This is a genomic window from Streptomyces sp. NPDC042102, from assembly GCF_055582305.1.
On the sequence record NZ_JBVJDL010000003.1, the window covers coordinates 717,730 to 734,143 of the forward strand.

Genomic DNA, 16,414 nt, shown 5'->3' on the forward strand with positions numbered 1-16,414 from the left:
CCTATGAGGGGCGAACCGAGTTGCCCGAAGTGCGGTGCCCGGGTCAGGGCGCCCGGTCTCTTCGCCGACTCCTGGCAGTGCGCGGTGCACGGCGCCGTCCACCCCCTGCAACCCGTACTCCCGCCCAGCGTCGAGGGCCTCACCGTCGTGGTGCGCCGCGCGCAGGTGCCCGTCTGGATGCCGTGGCCGCTGCCCGTCGGGTGGCTGTTCACGGGGGTCGCGGTGGCGGGGGACGACCGCAGCAGGGGCCGCGCCACGGCGGTGGCCTGCTCGGGCCCCGGCCCGCTCGGCGGCATCGGTGAACTGCTGCTGGTCGCGGAGGAGCTCGGCGTGGGGCTCGGTGCCCGGTACGCGGGCATCGACGGACCCGACCCCGGCCCCTTCATGAACGTCGCCGCCCCGCCGCACGCCAAGGTCGTCGCGGCCGGCCGCCCGACCCCGCTGTGGCACGTCTCCGGGACCCCCGAGGACCGCGCCGTCTTCGCGGGCGAGGCGCGCGGGCTGTGGCTGTGGGCCATCGTCTGGCCGGAGCAGACGGGGCTGCTGATGTACGACGAACTGGTCCTGACCGATCTGCGGGACGCGGGCGCGGAGGTCGAACTCCTGCCGTGCGGGGCGCTGTCCCCGCGCATCCTCGGCGGCGACTGACCGCCGTCCGGCCCCTCGCCCGGCCCCTCGCCGGGCCGCCGTCCGACAGCCGTCCGGCCCCGCGCCCCGGGGCGTCCGGGCCGGTGGGGGGCGGTTATCCTGGAGTGTCCCCCCGTCCGTCCTGCCCCTGGAGCCGAGCTGTGCGCATCGACCTGCACGCCCACTCCACGGCCTCCGACGGTACGGACACCCCCACCGAGCTGATGCTGGGCGCGGCCGCCGCAGGGCTGGACGTCGTCGCGCTGACCGACCACGACACGGTCGGCGGCTACGCGGAGGCGATGGCCGCGGTGCCGGAGGGGCTCACCCTGGTCACCGGCGCCGAGTTGTCCTGCCGCCTGGACGGGGTCGGGCTGCACATGCTGGCGTACCTCTTCGACCCCGACGAGCCCGAGCTGGCCGCCGAGCGCGAGCTGGTCCGCGACGACCGGGTGCCCCGGGCGCGCACGATGATCGGCAAGCTCCAGGCCCTCGGCGTCCCGGTCACCTGGGAACAGGTCGCGCGGATCGCCGGGGACGGCTCGGTCGGACGGCCGCACATCGCGACCGCCCTGGTCGAACTGGGCGTCGTGGCGTCCGTGTCCGACGCCTTCACGCCGGACTGGCTCGCCGACGGCGGCCGCGCGTACGCCGAGAAGCACGAGCTGGACCCGTTCGAGGCCGTCCGCCTGGTCAAGGCGGCCGGCGGGGTCACCGTCTTCGCGCACCCCGGCGCCGCCAAGCGCGGCGCGATCGTGCCCGAGTCCGCGATAGCGGAGCTGGCCGCCGCGGGCCTGGACGGCATCGAGGTCGACCACATGGACCACGACGCCCCGACGCGCGCCCGGCTGCGCGGCCTGGCGGCCGAGCTGGGGCTGCTCACCACGGGCTCCAGCGACTACCACGGCAGCCGCAAGACCTGCCACCTCGGCGAGTACACGACCGACCCCGAGATCTACGGCGAGATCACACGCCGCGCGACGGGCGCCTTCCCGGTGCCGGGCGCGGGCGGACACCGCACAGGGGGCACCTCCCAGCGGTAGCTGGGGGGAATTCGCCGCACTTCCACGCTCTTTCCGGCGCGCCCGCGCGCCGCCGTTTTCGTACGACTTCTCCCGCAAGGCATCCCTGTGTTCGACTTCGCCGTTTTCGGATCCCTCTTTCTCACGCTTTTTGTGATTATGGACCCCCCGGGCATCACGCCGATCTTCCTGGCGCTGACCTCGGGCCGCCCTGCCAAGGTGCAGCGGCGGATGGCCTGGCAGGCCGTGTGCGTCGCCTTCGGCGTCATCGCCATCTTCGGCATCTGCGGCCAGCAGATCCTCGACTACCTGCACGTCTCCGTGCCGGCGCTGATGATCGCCGGTGGTCTGCTGCTCCTGCTGATCGCGCTCGACCTGCTGACCGGCAAGACGGACGAGCCCAAGCAGACCAAGGACGTCAACGTCGCCCTGGTCCCGCTGGGCATGCCGCTGCTGGCGGGCCCCGGCGCGATCGTGTCCGTCATCCTCGCCGTCCAGAAGGCCGACGGCGTCGCCGGCCAGGTCTCGGTGTGGGCGGCGATCGTCGCCATGCACGTGGTGCTGTGGCTGACCATGCGCTACTCGCTGGTGATCATCCGGGTGATCAAGGACGGCGGCGTCGTCCTCGTGACGCGGCTGGCGGGCATGATGCTCTCCGCGATCGCGGTGCAGCAGATCATCAACGGCGTGCTCCAGGTCATCCAGGCCGCCTGAGCCGCCGCTCCACGGCGAAGGCCCCCGCACCGGACCGGTGCGGGGGCCTTCGCCGTCTACGGGGAATGCCGTACGGCAGGTGTGGCGTCAGGAGGACGCGGACTCGGCCGGTCGGATGAGGATGCGCTGGCCGATCGCGGCGGCCTGCTGCACGATCCGGTTGACGGAGGCCGCGTCCACGACGGTGCTGTCCACGGCGTTTCCGTCGACGTCGTCCAGGCGCAGAATCTCGAAGCGCACGGGCTTCTCCCTTCGTCAGTGTTCTCCTTGCACAGGGTCCAACGAAGTGTATGGGGCAAACATTCCCTACGCTAAGGAAATTTTTTCACAGGCTAACTACTGCGGTGCGGCGGCGCCCCAGAAGTCGGTCAGGGCCCGCGCCGTCGCCGCCGGGTCCTCGGCGTTCGGAGAGTGCGCGGTGCCCGGGATCACCTGGCGCCGCGCGCCCAGGCGCAGAGCCATATCGTCCAGCAGCGGCACGGGCCAGGCATAGTCCACGGCGCCGGAGAGCACCATCTTTGGCAGGTCGGCCCGCTTCAGCTCCTCGATCCGGTCCTGCTCCGAGATCAGCACCCGCCCGGTCGCGATCAGCTGCTCGGGTACGGTCGCCAGCCAGCGCTCGCACAGGAACGCGGCGAGCTCGGGGGAGTCGGCGGCCGCGTCCTCGGGGTCCTGGGCCCGCATGGCGGCCCAGACGGCGGGCATGTCCTCGCGCATCGCCTCCAGCGCGGTCACCAGCAGCTTGGTGCGGGCCTGCTGGTCGGGCGCGATGGCGGCGGGGCCGCTGCTCATCAGGGTGAGGCTGGCGAAGGGAGCGGGATCGCGCAGCACGGCGGCGCGCGCGACCAGCCCGCCGAAGGAGTGGCCGACCAGGTGCACCCGGCCCCGGCCGGCGACGGCCGAGGCCTGCGCGAGGAGGTCCAGGGCCAGCTCCTCGACGGTGTAGGCGGCCTCGTCGCGGGGGCCGGGGCTCTCGTACTGCCCGCGGCCGTCGACCGCGACCACGCGGTAGCCCGCCTGCGCGAGGGGTTCCAGGAGGCCGATGAAGTCCTCCTTGCTGCCGGTGAACCCGGGCACGAGGAGGGCGGTTCCGGCGTTCGGCGCACCCGGGGCCGGGGTGCCGGCCTCGTGGACGGCGAAGACCCCGCGCGCCGTGTGGAGGCGGTGGGCGTGGGCGCAGGCGGGCAGATCCAGTCGCGGCGGCTTGCTCATGCCCCCGAGGCTACCGGCCCGTAACCGCCGGGGAGCCCCGGCCCCGAGGCCCCGCGCGGACGTCCGGCCGGGCATGGGGAGGGGCCGGGCACGGCGAAGGGCCCGGCGCCCTCCGGTGGGAGGGGGCCGGGCCCTTCAGGGGGCTGTCAGGCCTCCGGGGACTCCGCGGCCTTGCGGGTCCGGGTGCGTCGGCGCGGCGCGGCCGGGGCCGCCTCCGCCTCAGCGGCGGCCGCCTCGGCGACCGGCGCGGCCTCCGCCACCTTGCGGGTGCGGGTCCGGCGCGGCTTGGCCGGGGCGTCCTCCGCCACGGCGGAGGTCTCCACGGCGGAGGTCTCCACGGCCGGGGCCGCCTCGGCGGCCTTGCGGGTCCGGGTGCGGCGCGGCTTGGTCGCGGTCTCCTCCGCCACGGGGGCGGTCTCGACCAGGGCCTCGGCGACCGGGGCCGCGTCCGCCGCCTTGCGGGTGCGGGTCCGGCGCGGCTTGGTCACGGTCTCCTCCACCACGGGGGCGGTCTCGACCGGGGTGACCACGGCGGCGGTCGCGCCGGCGGCGGGCGCCGACGACACCGACGACGAGCGCGTCCGGCGGCGGCGCGGCTTGCGGGGCTCGGTGACCTCCGCGGCCGGGCCGGCCTGCTCGGCCGCCGGCGCCTCGGCGACCGGGGTCACCGCGCCGTCGGCGACGTCCGTACCGCCGCGGGTCCGGCGGCGCTGACGCGGGGTCCGGGTGCGCGCGGGGCGCTCCGGGGCGGCCGCCGCGGCGGCGGACCGGCGGCCGCGGCCGCCGGGCTCGCCCAGGTCCTCCAGCTCCTCGGCCGCCAGACCGGCGCGGGTGCGCTCGGCCCGGGGCAGGATGCCCTTGGTGCCCGCCGGGATGTTCAGCAGCTCGTAGAGGTGCGGGGAGGTCGAGTAGGTCTCCTCCGGCTCGTTGAACGGCAGGTCCAGCGCCTTGTTGATCAGCTGCCAGCGCGGGATGTCGTCCCAGTCGACCAGGGTGACGGCGGTGCCCTTGTTGCCCGCGCGGCCGGTACGGCCCACGCGGTGCAGGAAGGTCTTCTCGTCCTCCGGCGACTGGTAGTTGATCACGTGCGTGACGCCCTCGACGTCGATGCCGCGCGCGGCCACGTCGGTGCACACCAGCACGTCGACCTTGCCGTTGCGGAACGCCCGCAGGGCCTGCTCGCGCGCGCCCTGGCCCAGGTCGCCGTGGACCGCGCCGGAGGCGAAGCCGCGCCGCTCCAGCTGCTCGGCGATGTCGGCCGCCGTGCGCTTGGTACGGCAGAAGATCATCGCCAGCCCGCGGCCCTCGGCCTGCAGGATCCGGGAGACCATCTCCGGCTTGTCCATCGAGTGGGCGCGGAACACGTGCTGCGTGATGTTCGCGACCGTCGCGCCCTCGTCGTCCGGCGCGGTGGCGCGGATGTGCGTGGGCTGCGACATGTAGCGGCGGGCGAGGCCGATGACGGCGCCCGGCATGGTCGCCGAGAACAGCATCGTCTGGCGCTTCGCCGGAAGCAGGTTGATGATCTTCTCGACGTCGGGCAGGAAGCCCAGGTCGAGCATCTCGTCGGCCTCGTCCAGGACCAGGGCCTTGACGTGCGAGAGGTCGAGCTTCTTCTGGCCCGCCAGGTCCAGCAGGCGGCCGGGGGTGCCGACGATCACGTCGACGCCCTTCTTCAGGGCCTCGACCTGCGGCTCGTACGCGCGGCCGCCGTATATGGCGAGGACGCGGACGTTGCGGACCTTGCCCGCGGTCAGCAGGTCGTTCGTCACCTGCGTGCACAGCTCGCGCGTCGGGACGACGACGAGGGCCTGCGGGGCGTCGGTCAGCTGCTCGGGCGTGGACCGGCCGGCCTCGACGTCGGCGGGGACGACCACACGCTCCAGGAGGGGGAGGCCGAAGCCCAGCGTCTTGCCGGTGCCGGTCTTGGCCTGGCCGATGACGTCCGTGCCGGAGAGGGCGACGGGAAGGGTCATCTCCTGGATGGGGAAGGGGGACACGATGCCGACGGCTTCAAGGGCCTCGGCGGTCTCGGGAAAGATCCCGAGGTCTCGGAACGTAGTCAGGGTGCTGCCTCTTCTGTGAGACGCGGCGCGAGGCGGCGAGGGGGGTCGTACCGTGCCTGGCTTGCAGTACTACGACGTACGAAGCTGCGCGGGACCACTGCCTTCGCTCAAGCGCGCTCATGCCGCTGAGGGGGCCCCTCGTGGCGGCGGCACACGTGGAGGTGCGCACCGCGCTGGAGGGCGGTCGGTTGGAGCCGATCGGGCCACCGACCGGGCATCCTCATTCGGATGGCCCGTCGAGTATTCGGCAGGCGCATTACCACTGTACCCCGGAATCGCGCAGGCGTGTCGGGTGAATTCACCGGGTCGGCCTGGACAGCCCGACTGACCAGGTGGTTCCCGCCCCCTCCCGGCGGGCTATTGTGCGGTGCATGTCGACCGCAGAAAACGCATCGCCCGCCGACGAGGAACTCACCGGGATCGCCGCCCAGGACTGGGTGCAGGCCTCCGCCTCCCCGCAGTACCGGGCCGCCGTCGTGGACCTGCTCGGCGCGCTCGCCTACGGGGAGCTCGCGGCCTTCGAGCGGCTCGCCGAGGACGCGAAGCTCGCGCCCACCCTCGCCGACAAGGCGGAGCTGGCGAAGATGGCCTCCGCCGAGTTCCACCACTTCGAGCGGCTGCGCGACCGGCTGGCCGCCATCGAGGCCGAGCCGACCGTCGCCATGGAGCCCTTCGCCAAGGGCGTGGACGACTTCCACCGCCAGACCGCGCCCTCGGACTGGTTGGAGGGCCTGGTCAAGGCATACGTCGGCGACTCGATCGCCAGCGACTTCTACCGCGAGGTGGCCTCCCACCTCGACTCCGACACCCGCGCCCTGGTCCTCGGCGTGCTCGACGACACCGGCCACGGCAACTTCGCCGTGGAGAAGGTGCGCGCCGCGATCGAGGCCGACCCGCGCGTCGGCGGCCGGCTCGCGCTGTGGGCGCGCCGCCTGATGGGCGAGGCGCTCTCGCAGGCCCAGCGCGTGGTCGCCGAGCGCGACGCGCTCTCCACCATGCTGGTCGGCGGCGTCGACGGGATGGCGGCCGGCTTCGACCTGGCAGCCGTGGGCGAGATGTTCACCCGTATCACCAAGGCGCACACCAAGCGGATGGCCGCCCTGGGCCTGGCGGCCTGAGCGGTACGGCCCCGGCCACGGGGCCCGGCACGGCGGCCCCGGTGCGCAGCGCGCACCGGGGCCGCCGCGTGCCGCACCGTCAGGGCGCGTGCGGCGGGCAGGTGCTGGGCGGGCAAGCCGCGGCGGGGCGGGCGGAGGCCGCTACGACGGGACCGAAAACGGAGTACGCGCCGACGGCCGTCCGGAACGGGCGGCGGGCCGCAGCAGCAGCGACAGCACCACCGCCGAGACGAACACCGCGCCCCCGAGGGTCGCCATCAGCGTGTTGTGGCCGGGCCCCAGCGAGAAGTGCGTCAGGTACGCCCCGAACAGTGCCCCGCACACCCCGCTGACCAGCACGATCCGCGTCGACGGCAGACGCCCGGCGAGCGTTCTGAGCGCGAGCGCGGACAGGGCGAGACCCAGCAGAGCAGAGCCGAGCACTTCGAGCAGCACCATGAGGTCCCTCCCACACGTCAGGGCGATCCAGGTCACTGCCGTCCTACCCGAAGCGGAAGAAACGGAAACGGCCCGGTGGAACAACCACCGGGCCGTGTCACGGGCTTCTCGCCGGCCGGCTCAGAGCGCGCCGAACCCGACCTTGCGCACGCTGGGCTCGCCCAGGTCCACGTACGAGACGCGGTCGGACGGCACCAGCACCTTGCGGCCCTTGACGTCGGTCAGGCTGAGGAGCGGCGTCTTGCCGGACAGCGCGTCGGCGACAACGGCCTCGAGCTCCTCGGCGCTCAGTCCGCTCTCCAGCACGATCTCCCGGGGTGCGTGCTGCACGCCGATCTTGACCTCCACGGCTATGTCCCTCCGACGGTCCGGTTTTCGCGCGGTGATCGCGCTGTACGCCGACCACATTAGCCCGGAGAGGGGATCGGTACGGCCCGTGCCGGACACGCTGCGAGCGAACAGTTTCAGTGGGCGTCGGTCCCGTGCAGCGGGAACCCGGCGATACCGCGCCAGGCCAGCGAGGTCAGCAGCGCGACCGCCTTGTCCCGCTCCACCGGGCTCTCGCTGGAGAGCCAGTAGCGGGCCACGACCTGCGAGACCCCGCCCAGGCCGACCGCCAGCAGCATCGACTCGTCCTTGGACAGGCCGGTGTCCTCGGCGATGACCTCGCAGATCGCCTCCGCGCACTGGAGCGAGACGCGGTCCACCCGCTCGCGCACGGCCGGCTCGTTGGTCAGGTCGGACTCGAAGACCAGCCGGAAGGCACCGCCCTCGTCCTCCACGTACGCGAAGTACGCGTCCATGGTCGCCGCGACCCGGAGCTTGTTGTCGTTCGTCGAGGCCAGCGCGCCGCGCACCGCCTGCAGCAGGCTCTCGCAGTGCTGGTCCAGCAGGGCCAGGTAGAGATCGAGCTTGCCGGGGAAGTGCTGGTAGAGCACCGGCTTGCTGACGCCCGCGCGCTCGGCGATGTCGTCCATCGCGGCCGCGTGGTACCCCTGCGCGACGAACACCTCCTGGGCGGCGCCCAGCAGCTGGTTGCGTCGGGCTCGGCGCGGCAGTCGCGTGCCCCGCGGGCGCGCCGCCTCGGTCTGCTCGATGGCTGTCACGCCGCCTCCCACTTTCTCTTTGAACACAGTGCGCTCTGCGCCGCGCCCGCCATCGTACTTTTCGGTAACCGTATCCGGGGGGTCCAGGCCGAGATTTCTCGCGCTGCGGACGCCCCCGGCGCTGGTCAGGCCCGGTCACCGGGATACTCAGCGGTAGTCGTCCTCGTCCAGCGTGACCACACGGGCCTGCTCGGCGGCGTCCCCCTCCGCCGCCTCACCGGTCTCGAGCTCCGTGAGCGGGTCGTCGTCACGCGGATTCAGTTCGGTCTGCTGCTCGACCGCGTCCCCCTCCGGGGCCTCCGCGCCGAGCGTTTTCCGGTCGTGGTCCTGGAAGGTGTCCGGCTCCGCAGGGTCGACACTCATGCGGCTCCCCTCTTTTCCTCGCTCACTACGAGCCTAGGAGAGTCGGGGTTCCGCCGCTATGCGGACTTGTGACCGCGAACACACGAGGGCGAGCGTGATCGTCTCGTAACATTGCCCCCATGTCTTCGACGGAGCTGCCGGGTGTCCGGTCCGCCGCCACCGTGTCCTCCCCGGCGGGCGCGGTCCGGGTGGCCGAGGGTGAGCGGCTGCGCCGCGTCGTGCTGCCCGGCCTGACCCTGAGCGTGCGGGCGCGCCCACCGGCCCGTACGGACCTGCCGCCCGCCCTGTACGTGCACGGCCTCGGCGGGTCCTCGCAGAACTGGTCGACGCTGATGGCACAGCTCGAGGACGTCCTCGACGGCGAGGCCCTCGACCTGCCCGGCTTCGGCGACTCGCCGCCGCCCGCCGACCGCGACTACTCCGTCACCGGTCTGGCCCGCGCCGTCATCCGGTACCTCGACGCCGCCGGCCGCGGCCCGGTCCACCTCTTCGGCAACTCCCTCGGCGGCGCCGTCACCACCCGGGTCGCCGCCGTCCGCCCCGACCTCGTGCGCACCCTCACGCTCGTCTCGCCCGCCCTGCCGGAGCTGCGCGTGCAGAGATCGGCGGTGCCGACCGCCCTGCTCGCGGTGCCCGGCGCGGCCGCGCTCTTCGCCCGCCTCACCCGCGGCCTGACGGCCGAACAGCGCACCCGGGGAGTGATGGGCCTCTGTTACGGAGACCCCTCGCGGGTGACGCCGGAGGGCTTCCGCAACGCCGTCGAGGAGCTGGAACGGCGGCTGGAGCTCCCCTACTTCTGGGAGGCGATGACCCGCTCCTCGCGCGGCATCGTCGACGCCTATACCCTCGGTGGCCAGCACGGACTGTGGCGGCAGGCCGGGCGGGTGCTCGCACCCACCCTGCTGATCTACGGCGGCCGGGACCAGCTGGTCTCGTACCGCATGGCCCACCGGGCCGCCGCGGCCTTCCGGGGTTCGCGGCTGCTGTGCCTGCCGGAGGCCGGGCACGTGGCCATGATGGAGTACCCCGAGGTCGTGGCAGCGGCGTTCAGGGAACTGCTCCGTGACACTGAAGACCGAGACAAAGACGGCAGAGGCTGAGACCGGTGGGACGACATAGTCGCAAGGACCCCGCCCCCGCCCGCCCGGCGAGTGCCGAGCCGGCCGCCGCCGACAGGCCGCGCGGCCGGCGCCGCAGGACCGAGCCCCCCACCACGCACCAGGGGTACGCCCCGCCGCCGGCCCCCGGTGCGCGCGCGGGCCACCCGCAGATGTACGAGCCCGGCGGCGCCTGGGGCGCGGGCCCCACGGCCCCGGCACCCCGTCCCGCTCCGGCACCGGACCCGGCCGCCGGCGCCGTCTACGGCGACTGGCGCGGCGTCCCGCGCTCCCGGCCCGCCGCTCCCGCGCCCTCCTCCTCTTCTCACCCTTCTCACCTCCCTTATGGCGGTCCCGGCGCGCCGTCCGCCGCCCAGGCAGCGCTCCTCGACACCGGCGTCCCGCCCTACGGCGCGCAGCCCTACGAGACCCCGGCGGCCGGTTACCCGCAGGTGAAGCTGCCCTCCCCGCGCCGCGAGGCCGTACCGCCGCGCGCGGAGGCCGACGACGCGCCGTACGCGCGGTCCCTGGCGTTCATGGACTCCGCGGTGTTCACCGAGCCGGCCGTGTCCGGGGACGCCCCGGCCGACTCCGTCACCTCCACCGGCTCGCACCGCCGGGTGCCCGCGCCGCGCCCGCCGGTGGAGGAACCGCCCGCCACCGGCCGCGGCAGCCGCGCCCGTACCTACACCGGCATGGCCGCGGCCGCCGTCACCACCGCGCTCGCGGTGGTCATCGCCCTCCAGGTGACCGCCGAGAACGACACCCGGCAGCCCGGCACGCTCGCCGCCGACGACGGCGCCGACCGGGCGGCCCCGCAGCGGACCCCCGTATCCCGCTCCGAGGACCGCGCGACCCCGGAGGCCGCCGCGCCCGCGCCGCAGCCGGCCGCGCCGAAGACGTACGAGCAGCTGATGGCCGAGGTGTTCCCGCTCGACGCCGGGCTCAAGGGACCGAACACCTTCGACGCCGTGGGCACCGGGGCCAAGGCGCCCGGCAAGGGCCGCCTGGTCCGCTACCGGGTGGACGTCGAACAGGGCCTCGGCCTGGACGCGGACCTCTTCGCGGAGGCCGTCCACCGCACCCTCAACGACCCCCGGAGCTGGTCCCACGACGGGGCGATGACCTTCGAGCGGGTGACCTCGGGCGAGGCGAAGTTCGTGATCACCCTGGCCAGCCCGGGGACCACGGGCATCTGGTGCGCCAAGTCCGACCTGGACACCACCGTCGACAACGTCTCCTGCGACTCGGGGTCCACCGACCGCGTGATGATCAACGCCTTCCGCTGGGCGCAGGGCTCGGCCACGTTCGGCCAGGACCAGATGTTCGCCTACCGCCAGATGCTCATCAACCACGAGGTGGGCCACCGGCTCGGGCACGGGCACGTGAGCTGCAAGACCCCCGGCGCGCTCGCGCCCGTCATGCAGCAGCAGACCAAGTCGCTCGAAATCGACGGCGTGCGGTGCAAGGCCAACCCATGGGTCTTCCCCGGCGACTGACCGTTTAGCGCTCCCGAACGCCCGCGATGGGCGAAAGTTACGACTCTTCACCCCTTCCGGTGGCGGGGGGGGGCCCCCGCCCCCCCCCCCCCCCCCAAAAAGCGTGTGTTTTAAAAACGCGGGGGGCCCCCCCCGCGGGGGGGGCCCCGGGCCGGGGGATCGGGGGACCGGCGGGCGGGGCGGGGTGTGCTGGATGGCATGACGAACGAAGAGCTGACCCCCCCCCCCCCCCCCCCCCCCCACACCCCCCCCCCCCCCCCCCCCGGCCCCCCCCCCCCCCCCCCCCCCCCCCCCCCCCACCGGCATATCCGCTTGAGTTCTCCCGCGGCGGGTCACCGGACCGACGGAGGCCGCCTGAACGGGAGATCGGGGGTGCCGCTCGTGCGGATCGGACTGCTCACAACGGGTGAGTCCAGGCTGTGGTGCGAACGGCTCGTGCGCGGGCTCCCGCAGCACGAGTTCGACCTCTACGCCATGCACCGCGAGCGCGGCCCCGCCGCCCGCCCCGGCGCCGGCCGCGCCCACCGCACGGCCGAACTGTGGGCGCCGGCCGACGACGGACGCAGCTACGGCCGCCGCGAACGGCGCCGCTTCGCCGCCCTCTTCGGCGAGCTGATGACCGGCATCTGCACGGGCGACGGGGTCCCCTTCGCCGCCGGCCTCTACGGGCTGGCCGAACTCGCCCGCAACGAGGGCGGGCTGTACGCCGCCCTGCGCTCGGAGACGGCGGTACGGGCCGTCGAGTCCGCCTGCCGGGCGCCCGGCGCGAGCCCCGCCGTCCAGGCGGCGCGCGTCCCGGACCTGCTGGCGTTCGTGGACGAACTGGAGCGCGCCCTGCGGCCGTTGTCCCTGGACTGGTACGACGACCTCGGCGCCGCCGACGTCTGCCATGCCACGGCCGGCGGCGTCGCGGCCCTGCCCGGGCTGCTGGCCAAACGCTTCTTCGGGGTCCCGCTGCTGCTCACCGAGTACGGGGTCCAGCTGCGCGCGCACTACCTGGCGGCGCCCGACGCGCGCCGGGCGGTCCGGGCGCTGCTCGCGGCCTTCCAGCTGCGGCTGGCCACCGAGCTCTACACCGCCGCGGACACCCTGACCCCCGGCAACGCGCACGCCCGGCGCTGGCAGGAGCGGTGCGGCGCGCCCCGGGACCGGCTGCGGACGGTCTACCCGGGGATGGAGGCGGACCGATTCGCCACCGTCGGCGAGGCCGCCGACCAGGGTGATCCGGACACCCTGGTGTGGGTCGGCCGGATAGAGCCGGCGAAGGACCTGATCGCCCTGCTGCACGCGTTCGCGGAGATCCGCCGCGCGGCCCCCGGCACCCGGCTGCGCCTGTTCGCCACGGCCGTCTCGCCCGCGTACCTCGCCGACTGCCGTTCGCTGGCGGCCCAGCTCTTCCCCGACGAGGCCGCGAACGCCGTCACGGTGGGGGAGAGCCCGGTCACCTTCGAGGAGATCGGCGGCCCCGAGGCACCCTCGGTCGCCGACGCGTACGGCGCCGGCCGCATCGCCCTGCTCTCCTCGGTCGTGGAGGGCTTCCCGATCACCCTGGTCGAGGCCATGCTGTGCGGCCGGGCCACGGTGTCCACCGACGTGGGCGCGGTCTGCGAGGTCATCGGCGGCACCGGCCTGGTGGTCCCGCCGCGCAACCCCCGGGCGCTGGCCGACTCCTGCCTGACCCTGCTGCGCGACCCCGAGCGGGCCGGCCGGCTGGGCGCGGCCGCCCGCGCCCGGGCCCTGGAGCTCTTCACGGTGGAGCAGAACATCGCAGCGTTCCGCGAGATCTACCTCCAGCTGGTCGCCCACCGGACCCCGCCCCCGGCCCGCGCCTTCTTCGCGGCCCCACCCGAAGCCGTCGTCCCGGGCCACTGGACCGCCCCGACCCGGCCCGCCCCGACGACGGCCGCACCGCCCCCGTCCACCCCGACCTGGGCCGGCCCGGCTGCGGCCGCCCCGGCGACCCCTGCGCCGCCCCCGCCCGTCCCGGCCGCGGCGGGCCCGGTCCTGGCCGACTCCCCGGAGGCGACGGTATGACCACCGCCGCCACCCCCGGCAACCGGGACACGACTCCCGCACCGACCGCCCCTACGGCGTCCCCGGCGCTCGCGGCGGCCTCCGCGCCTGCCGCGCCCGAGCTTGAGGCGCCCGTGCCTGCGGTGCTTGCGGCGGCCCCCATGCCTGCGGTGCCTGCCGTTACTGCGGCGCCTGCCGAGACTGCCGTGCTTGCGGCGGCCCCGGCTCCCGAGCCTGCCGTGCTTGCCGCGCCTGCCGCGACCGGCGTGCCTGCGGCGGCTCCTGTGTCTGCCGGGACTTCCGCGCCTGCCGGGGCCGCGGCGGCCGACGTGGCCCCCGGGGGTGCCGCCGCTCGGCGGCGGGGTGGTGGGGATCCCGTCAAGGCGCTGCTGCACCGGCACCGGGATCTGTGCGAGCGGGCCGTGGATCCGCTGGAGATCGCCGCCGGGCTGGAGGCGCACGGCATCACCGACCGCACCGCCGCCCGGTTCCGGCACCGGGACGTCTTCTCGCTCGCCGAGGAGCTCTACGCCCGGGTGCCCCCGGCCCACGGGGCCGGCGGTCCGCCCCGGTCCGCCGCGGCGGCCGGCGGTCCGTCCGCCGCCGCCCGCCGGGTCACCCCGCGCGCGCTGCGCGCCGTCGGGTATGCGGTGCTGCCCGGCGCCGTCGCCCTGCTCGCCACCCTGGCGGCCGCCCTCGCCGACGGCCGCCCGCCCGGGGCAGGCGGGCTCGCCGGCCCGCTCGTCCCCGCGGCGGCCGGCGGGGCGCTGGGAGCCGGGGCGCTGGGGACCGGCGCCGGGTGGGCCGCCGTCGTGGCCGTGCTCGCCGTCGTCGCCGGTCTCGGCCGACCCCGGCGGCGCACCCTCGCCGTGCAGCTGCTCGCCGCCGCGGCCACCGGGTACGCCGTGCACCGCCACGGGCTCGCCCTCGGCGTCGGGCTGGCCCTGGCGGTCGCCCCGGCCCACCTGGCCGGCGGCTGGTTCGCGGCCCGCGCCCGGCGCCGGCTGGGCAGCAGCCCGGCGCTCGCGGACTTCGCCGCCGGGGCCCGGCCCCTGCTCGTCGCGGCCGTCGTCGCGTACGCCGCGCTCGCCCTGCCGCTGCTGGCGCTCGCCGGTGCTCCGCCGCTCGCCGCCGCGCCGCTCGCCGTGCTGCTGTTCCTGGCCCGGCTGCTGCTGCGGCACGGGACCGGGCGGGCCCCCGTCCTCACCGTGTTCACCGCGCTCGCCGCGGGCGCGGTCCCGGCCCTCGCCGCCGCCGGGCTCCTGGTCCACGCCGTCTTCGCGTTGTCCCGCGCATCCGCACACGCACACACATGAAGGAGAGACAGGACATGAACGGGCAAGCCAACCCAAGGGGGTCCGCGCGATGAGGGTGCTGCTGATCGGAGCCAACGGATACCTCGGCCGCTACGTCGCCGACCGGCTGCTCGCCGACCCGGCCGTGCAGCTCACCGCGCTCGGCCGCGGGGACGACGCCGACGTCCGGTTCGACCTCGCCACCGGCAGCCCCGGAGCCCTCACCCGGTTCCTGGACGCCGTCCACCCCGGCGTCGTCATCAACTGCGCCGGCGCCACCCGCGGCGGTGCCCGCGAGCTGACCCGCCACAACACGGTGGCCGTCGCGACCATCTGCGAGTCCCTGCGCCGCAGCGGCTGCGGGGCCCGCCTGGTCCAGCTCGGCTGTGCCGCCGAGTACGGGCCCAGCCAGCCCGGCTCCTCCACGGCCGAGGACGCCGTCCCCAGACCCGGCGGGCCGTACGGCGTCAGCAAGCTCGCGGCGACCGAGCTGGTGCTCGGCTCCGGGCTGGACGCCGTCGTGCTGCGGGTGTTCTCACCGGTGGGCCCGGGCACGCCCGCCGGCTCGCCGCTCGGCCGGCTCGCCGAGGCCATGCGCCGCGCCATGCAGTCCGGCGACGGCGAGCTCAAGCTCAGCGGACTCGGCGTACAGCGCGACTTCGTCGACGTCCGCGACGTGGCCCGGGCCGTGCACGCGGCCTCGCTCTCCGCCGCGCAGGGCGTCGTCAACATCGGCACCGGGCGCGCGGTCCGGCTGCGCGACGCGGCCGCCGTCCTCGCCCGGGTCGCCGGCTACGGCGGCGCCCTGCACGAGCTGGACGTCCCCGGGGGAGTCCCGCAGGGCCACGGCCAGCCGCACGGCTACCGCATCGGGGCCCCCCGCTCCGAGGCCACCGCCGAGCAGCTGGCGGCCCCGCCCTCGCCGGCCGCCTACCCGTACCCGGACGGCTGCGGCGCCTGGCAGCAGGCCGATGTGCGCACCGCCCGGGACCGGCTCGGCTGGCGGCCGCGGATCAACCTGGAGGAGTCCCTCGCGGACATCTGGATGGAGGCGGCATGCCGCATCTGACGAGCCCGCCGGGGGCGCTGGCGCCGGCCACCGAGTCCGGCCGCCCGGGCTTCGGCATCCCCGGCTACGCCCACCCCCTGGTCGCCCCGGTGGAATGGGCCGAACTCACCCGACCGGGGACGCCCCTGCACTGGGCCGTGCTCAACGTCGCCGACGGCCCCGGCCGGCGGCCCGACCCGCACTGCACGGAGGCCACGGGCCGGCTCGCCGGGGCCGGCGGCACCGTGCTCGGGCATCTCGCCATGCGAGACGGCGCGCGTCCGTTCGGCGAGCTGATCTCGGACGCCCACCGGTACGTCGACTGGTACCGGGTCGGCGGCTTCTACCTGGCCGGGGCCCCCGCCGACCGCACCGAACTGGCCGCCGTCCGCCGGGTGGTGGAGACCCTGCGCACGCTCGGGGACGGGCTGCACGTGGTCCTCGGGCACGGCACCCATCCGTACGCGGGCTACGCCGAGACCGCCGACCAGCTGGTCACCTTCTCCGGCGGGTGGGCCGACTACCGCTGGTCGCAGGTGGCGGAGTGGACCTCGGCGTACCCGCCGGAGCGTTTCTGCCACCTCGTCCACGGGGTGCCGCGCACCCATCTGGACGAGGCCCTGCGCATCGCCCGCTGGCAGGGCGCCGGGACGATCTGGTTCACCGACCGGCACGGCACCGGGGACCCGTGGGCCGGCATGCCCGCGTACTGGGACGAAATTGTCTCGCGTATCGGACAGGGTGTCTCGGAATGAAGGAGGGCGTGGCAGTGTTACGGGGAGAACAACCTTTCAGA

Annotated in this window: 17 protein-coding genes; 10 read left to right on the top strand and 7 right to left on the bottom strand. The window is 75.0% G+C overall.

Annotation, left to right across the window (positions count from 1 at the left end; genetic code table 11):
- Nucleotides 1-3 precede the first annotated feature (3 nt).
- The 3 genes from ACZ6KO_RS16590 (at nt 4) to ACZ6KO_RS16600 (ending at nt 2,363) form a co-directional block, all read left to right on the top strand.
- Nucleotides 4-648, top strand: coding sequence for a DUF6758 family protein (locus tag ACZ6KO_RS16590; RefSeq protein WP_469304676.1), 645 nt, complete (start codon nt 4-6; stop codon nt 646-648).
- Between the two features lie 140 nt (nt 649-788).
- Entirely contained in the window at nt 789-1,670 is an 882-nt protein-coding gene (locus ACZ6KO_RS16595) for a PHP domain-containing protein (protein WP_469304677.1), read from the top strand.
- 87 nt (nt 1,671-1,757) lie between these two features.
- The gene (locus ACZ6KO_RS16600; protein WP_469304678.1) at nt 1,758-2,363 is read left to right on the top strand and encodes a MarC family protein; all 606 of its coding nucleotides are present in this window, start codon (nt 1,758-1,760) and stop codon (nt 2,361-2,363) included.
- An 87-nt stretch (nt 2,364-2,450) separates the two neighbouring features.
- Here ACZ6KO_RS16600 and ACZ6KO_RS16605 read toward each other — a convergent pair whose 3' ends face one another.
- From ACZ6KO_RS16605 to ACZ6KO_RS16615, 3 genes are all read right to left on the bottom strand, one after another.
- Nucleotides 2,451-2,603: a hypothetical protein gene (locus tag ACZ6KO_RS16605; protein ID WP_395512017.1), complete on the bottom strand. Its 153-nt coding sequence runs from the start codon at nt 2,601-2,603 to the stop codon at nt 2,451-2,453.
- A gap of 96 nt (nt 2,604-2,699) precedes the next feature.
- Nucleotides 2,700-3,575: an alpha/beta fold hydrolase gene (locus ACZ6KO_RS16610; RefSeq protein WP_469304679.1), complete on the bottom strand. Its 876-nt coding sequence runs from the start codon at nt 3,573-3,575 to the stop codon at nt 2,700-2,702.
- 146 nt (nt 3,576-3,721) lie between these two features.
- Nucleotides 3,722-5,575, bottom strand: a complete 1,854-nt coding sequence (locus tag ACZ6KO_RS16615) for a DEAD/DEAH box helicase (RefSeq protein WP_469304680.1) — start codon at nt 5,573-5,575, stop codon at nt 3,722-3,724.
- A 437-nt stretch (nt 5,576-6,012) separates the two neighbouring features.
- Here ACZ6KO_RS16615 and ACZ6KO_RS16620 point away from each other — a divergent pair, with 437 nt between their 5' ends.
- Nucleotides 6,013-6,759, top strand: coding sequence for a ferritin-like fold-containing protein (locus ACZ6KO_RS16620; protein ID WP_469304681.1), 747 nt, complete (start codon nt 6,013-6,015; stop codon nt 6,757-6,759).
- A 141-nt stretch (nt 6,760-6,900) separates the two neighbouring features.
- Here the strand turns inward: ACZ6KO_RS16620 and ACZ6KO_RS16625 are convergent, their stop codons facing one another.
- From ACZ6KO_RS16625 to ACZ6KO_RS16640, 4 genes are all read right to left on the bottom strand, one after another.
- Nucleotides 6,901-7,194 carry a hypothetical protein gene (locus ACZ6KO_RS16625; protein ID WP_469304989.1) on the bottom strand — a complete coding sequence of 98 codons (294 nt, stop codon included), beginning with the start codon at nt 7,192-7,194 and terminating at the stop codon, nt 6,901-6,903.
- A gap of 123 nt (nt 7,195-7,317) precedes the next feature.
- Complete coding sequence (locus ACZ6KO_RS16630; protein ID WP_469304682.1) at nt 7,318-7,545, bottom strand: DUF3107 domain-containing protein; 228 nt, start codon at nt 7,543-7,545, stop codon at nt 7,318-7,320.
- A gap of 116 nt (nt 7,546-7,661) precedes the next feature.
- Nucleotides 7,662-8,303 carry a TetR/AcrR family transcriptional regulator gene (locus ACZ6KO_RS16635; protein ID WP_469304683.1) on the bottom strand — a complete coding sequence of 214 codons (642 nt, stop codon included), beginning with the start codon at nt 8,301-8,303 and terminating at the stop codon, nt 7,662-7,664.
- Nucleotides 8,304-8,450: 147 nt separating this feature from the next.
- Nucleotides 8,451-8,666 carry a hypothetical protein gene (locus ACZ6KO_RS16640; RefSeq protein WP_469304684.1) on the bottom strand — a complete coding sequence of 72 codons (216 nt, stop codon included), beginning with the start codon at nt 8,664-8,666 and terminating at the stop codon, nt 8,451-8,453.
- Nucleotides 8,667-8,785: 119 nt separating this feature from the next.
- On the opposite strand from ACZ6KO_RS16640, the gene ACZ6KO_RS16645 reads away from it, so the two are divergent.
- From ACZ6KO_RS16645 to ACZ6KO_RS16670, 6 genes are all read left to right on the top strand, one after another.
- Nucleotides 8,786-9,766 carry an alpha/beta fold hydrolase gene (locus tag ACZ6KO_RS16645; protein ID WP_469304685.1) on the top strand — a complete coding sequence of 327 codons (981 nt, stop codon included), beginning with the start codon at nt 8,786-8,788 and terminating at the stop codon, nt 9,764-9,766.
- 5 nt (nt 9,767-9,771) lie between these two features.
- Nucleotides 9,772-11,262: a DUF3152 domain-containing protein gene (locus ACZ6KO_RS16650; protein WP_469304686.1), complete on the top strand. Its 1,491-nt coding sequence runs from the start codon at nt 9,772-9,774 to the stop codon at nt 11,260-11,262.
- Nucleotides 11,263-11,643: 381 nt separating this feature from the next.
- The gene (locus ACZ6KO_RS16655) at nt 11,644-13,296 is read left to right on the top strand and encodes a glycosyltransferase (protein ID WP_469304687.1); all 1,653 of its coding nucleotides are present in this window, start codon (nt 11,644-11,646) and stop codon (nt 13,294-13,296) included.
- 308 nt (nt 13,297-13,604) lie between these two features.
- Entirely contained in the window at nt 13,605-14,591 is a 987-nt protein-coding gene (locus ACZ6KO_RS16660; RefSeq protein ID WP_469304688.1) for a hypothetical protein, read from the top strand.
- Between the two features lie 49 nt (nt 14,592-14,640).
- The gene (locus ACZ6KO_RS16665; protein ID WP_469304689.1) at nt 14,641-15,639 is read left to right on the top strand and encodes an NAD-dependent epimerase/dehydratase; all 999 of its coding nucleotides are present in this window, start codon (nt 14,641-14,643) and stop codon (nt 15,637-15,639) included.
- Nucleotides 15,627-16,373, top strand: coding sequence for a spherulation-specific family 4 protein (locus tag ACZ6KO_RS16670; protein WP_469304690.1), 747 nt, complete (start codon nt 15,627-15,629; stop codon nt 16,371-16,373). The genes ACZ6KO_RS16665 and ACZ6KO_RS16670 overlap by 13 nt, the downstream gene beginning before the upstream one ends.
- Nucleotides 16,374-16,414 lie beyond the last annotated feature (41 nt).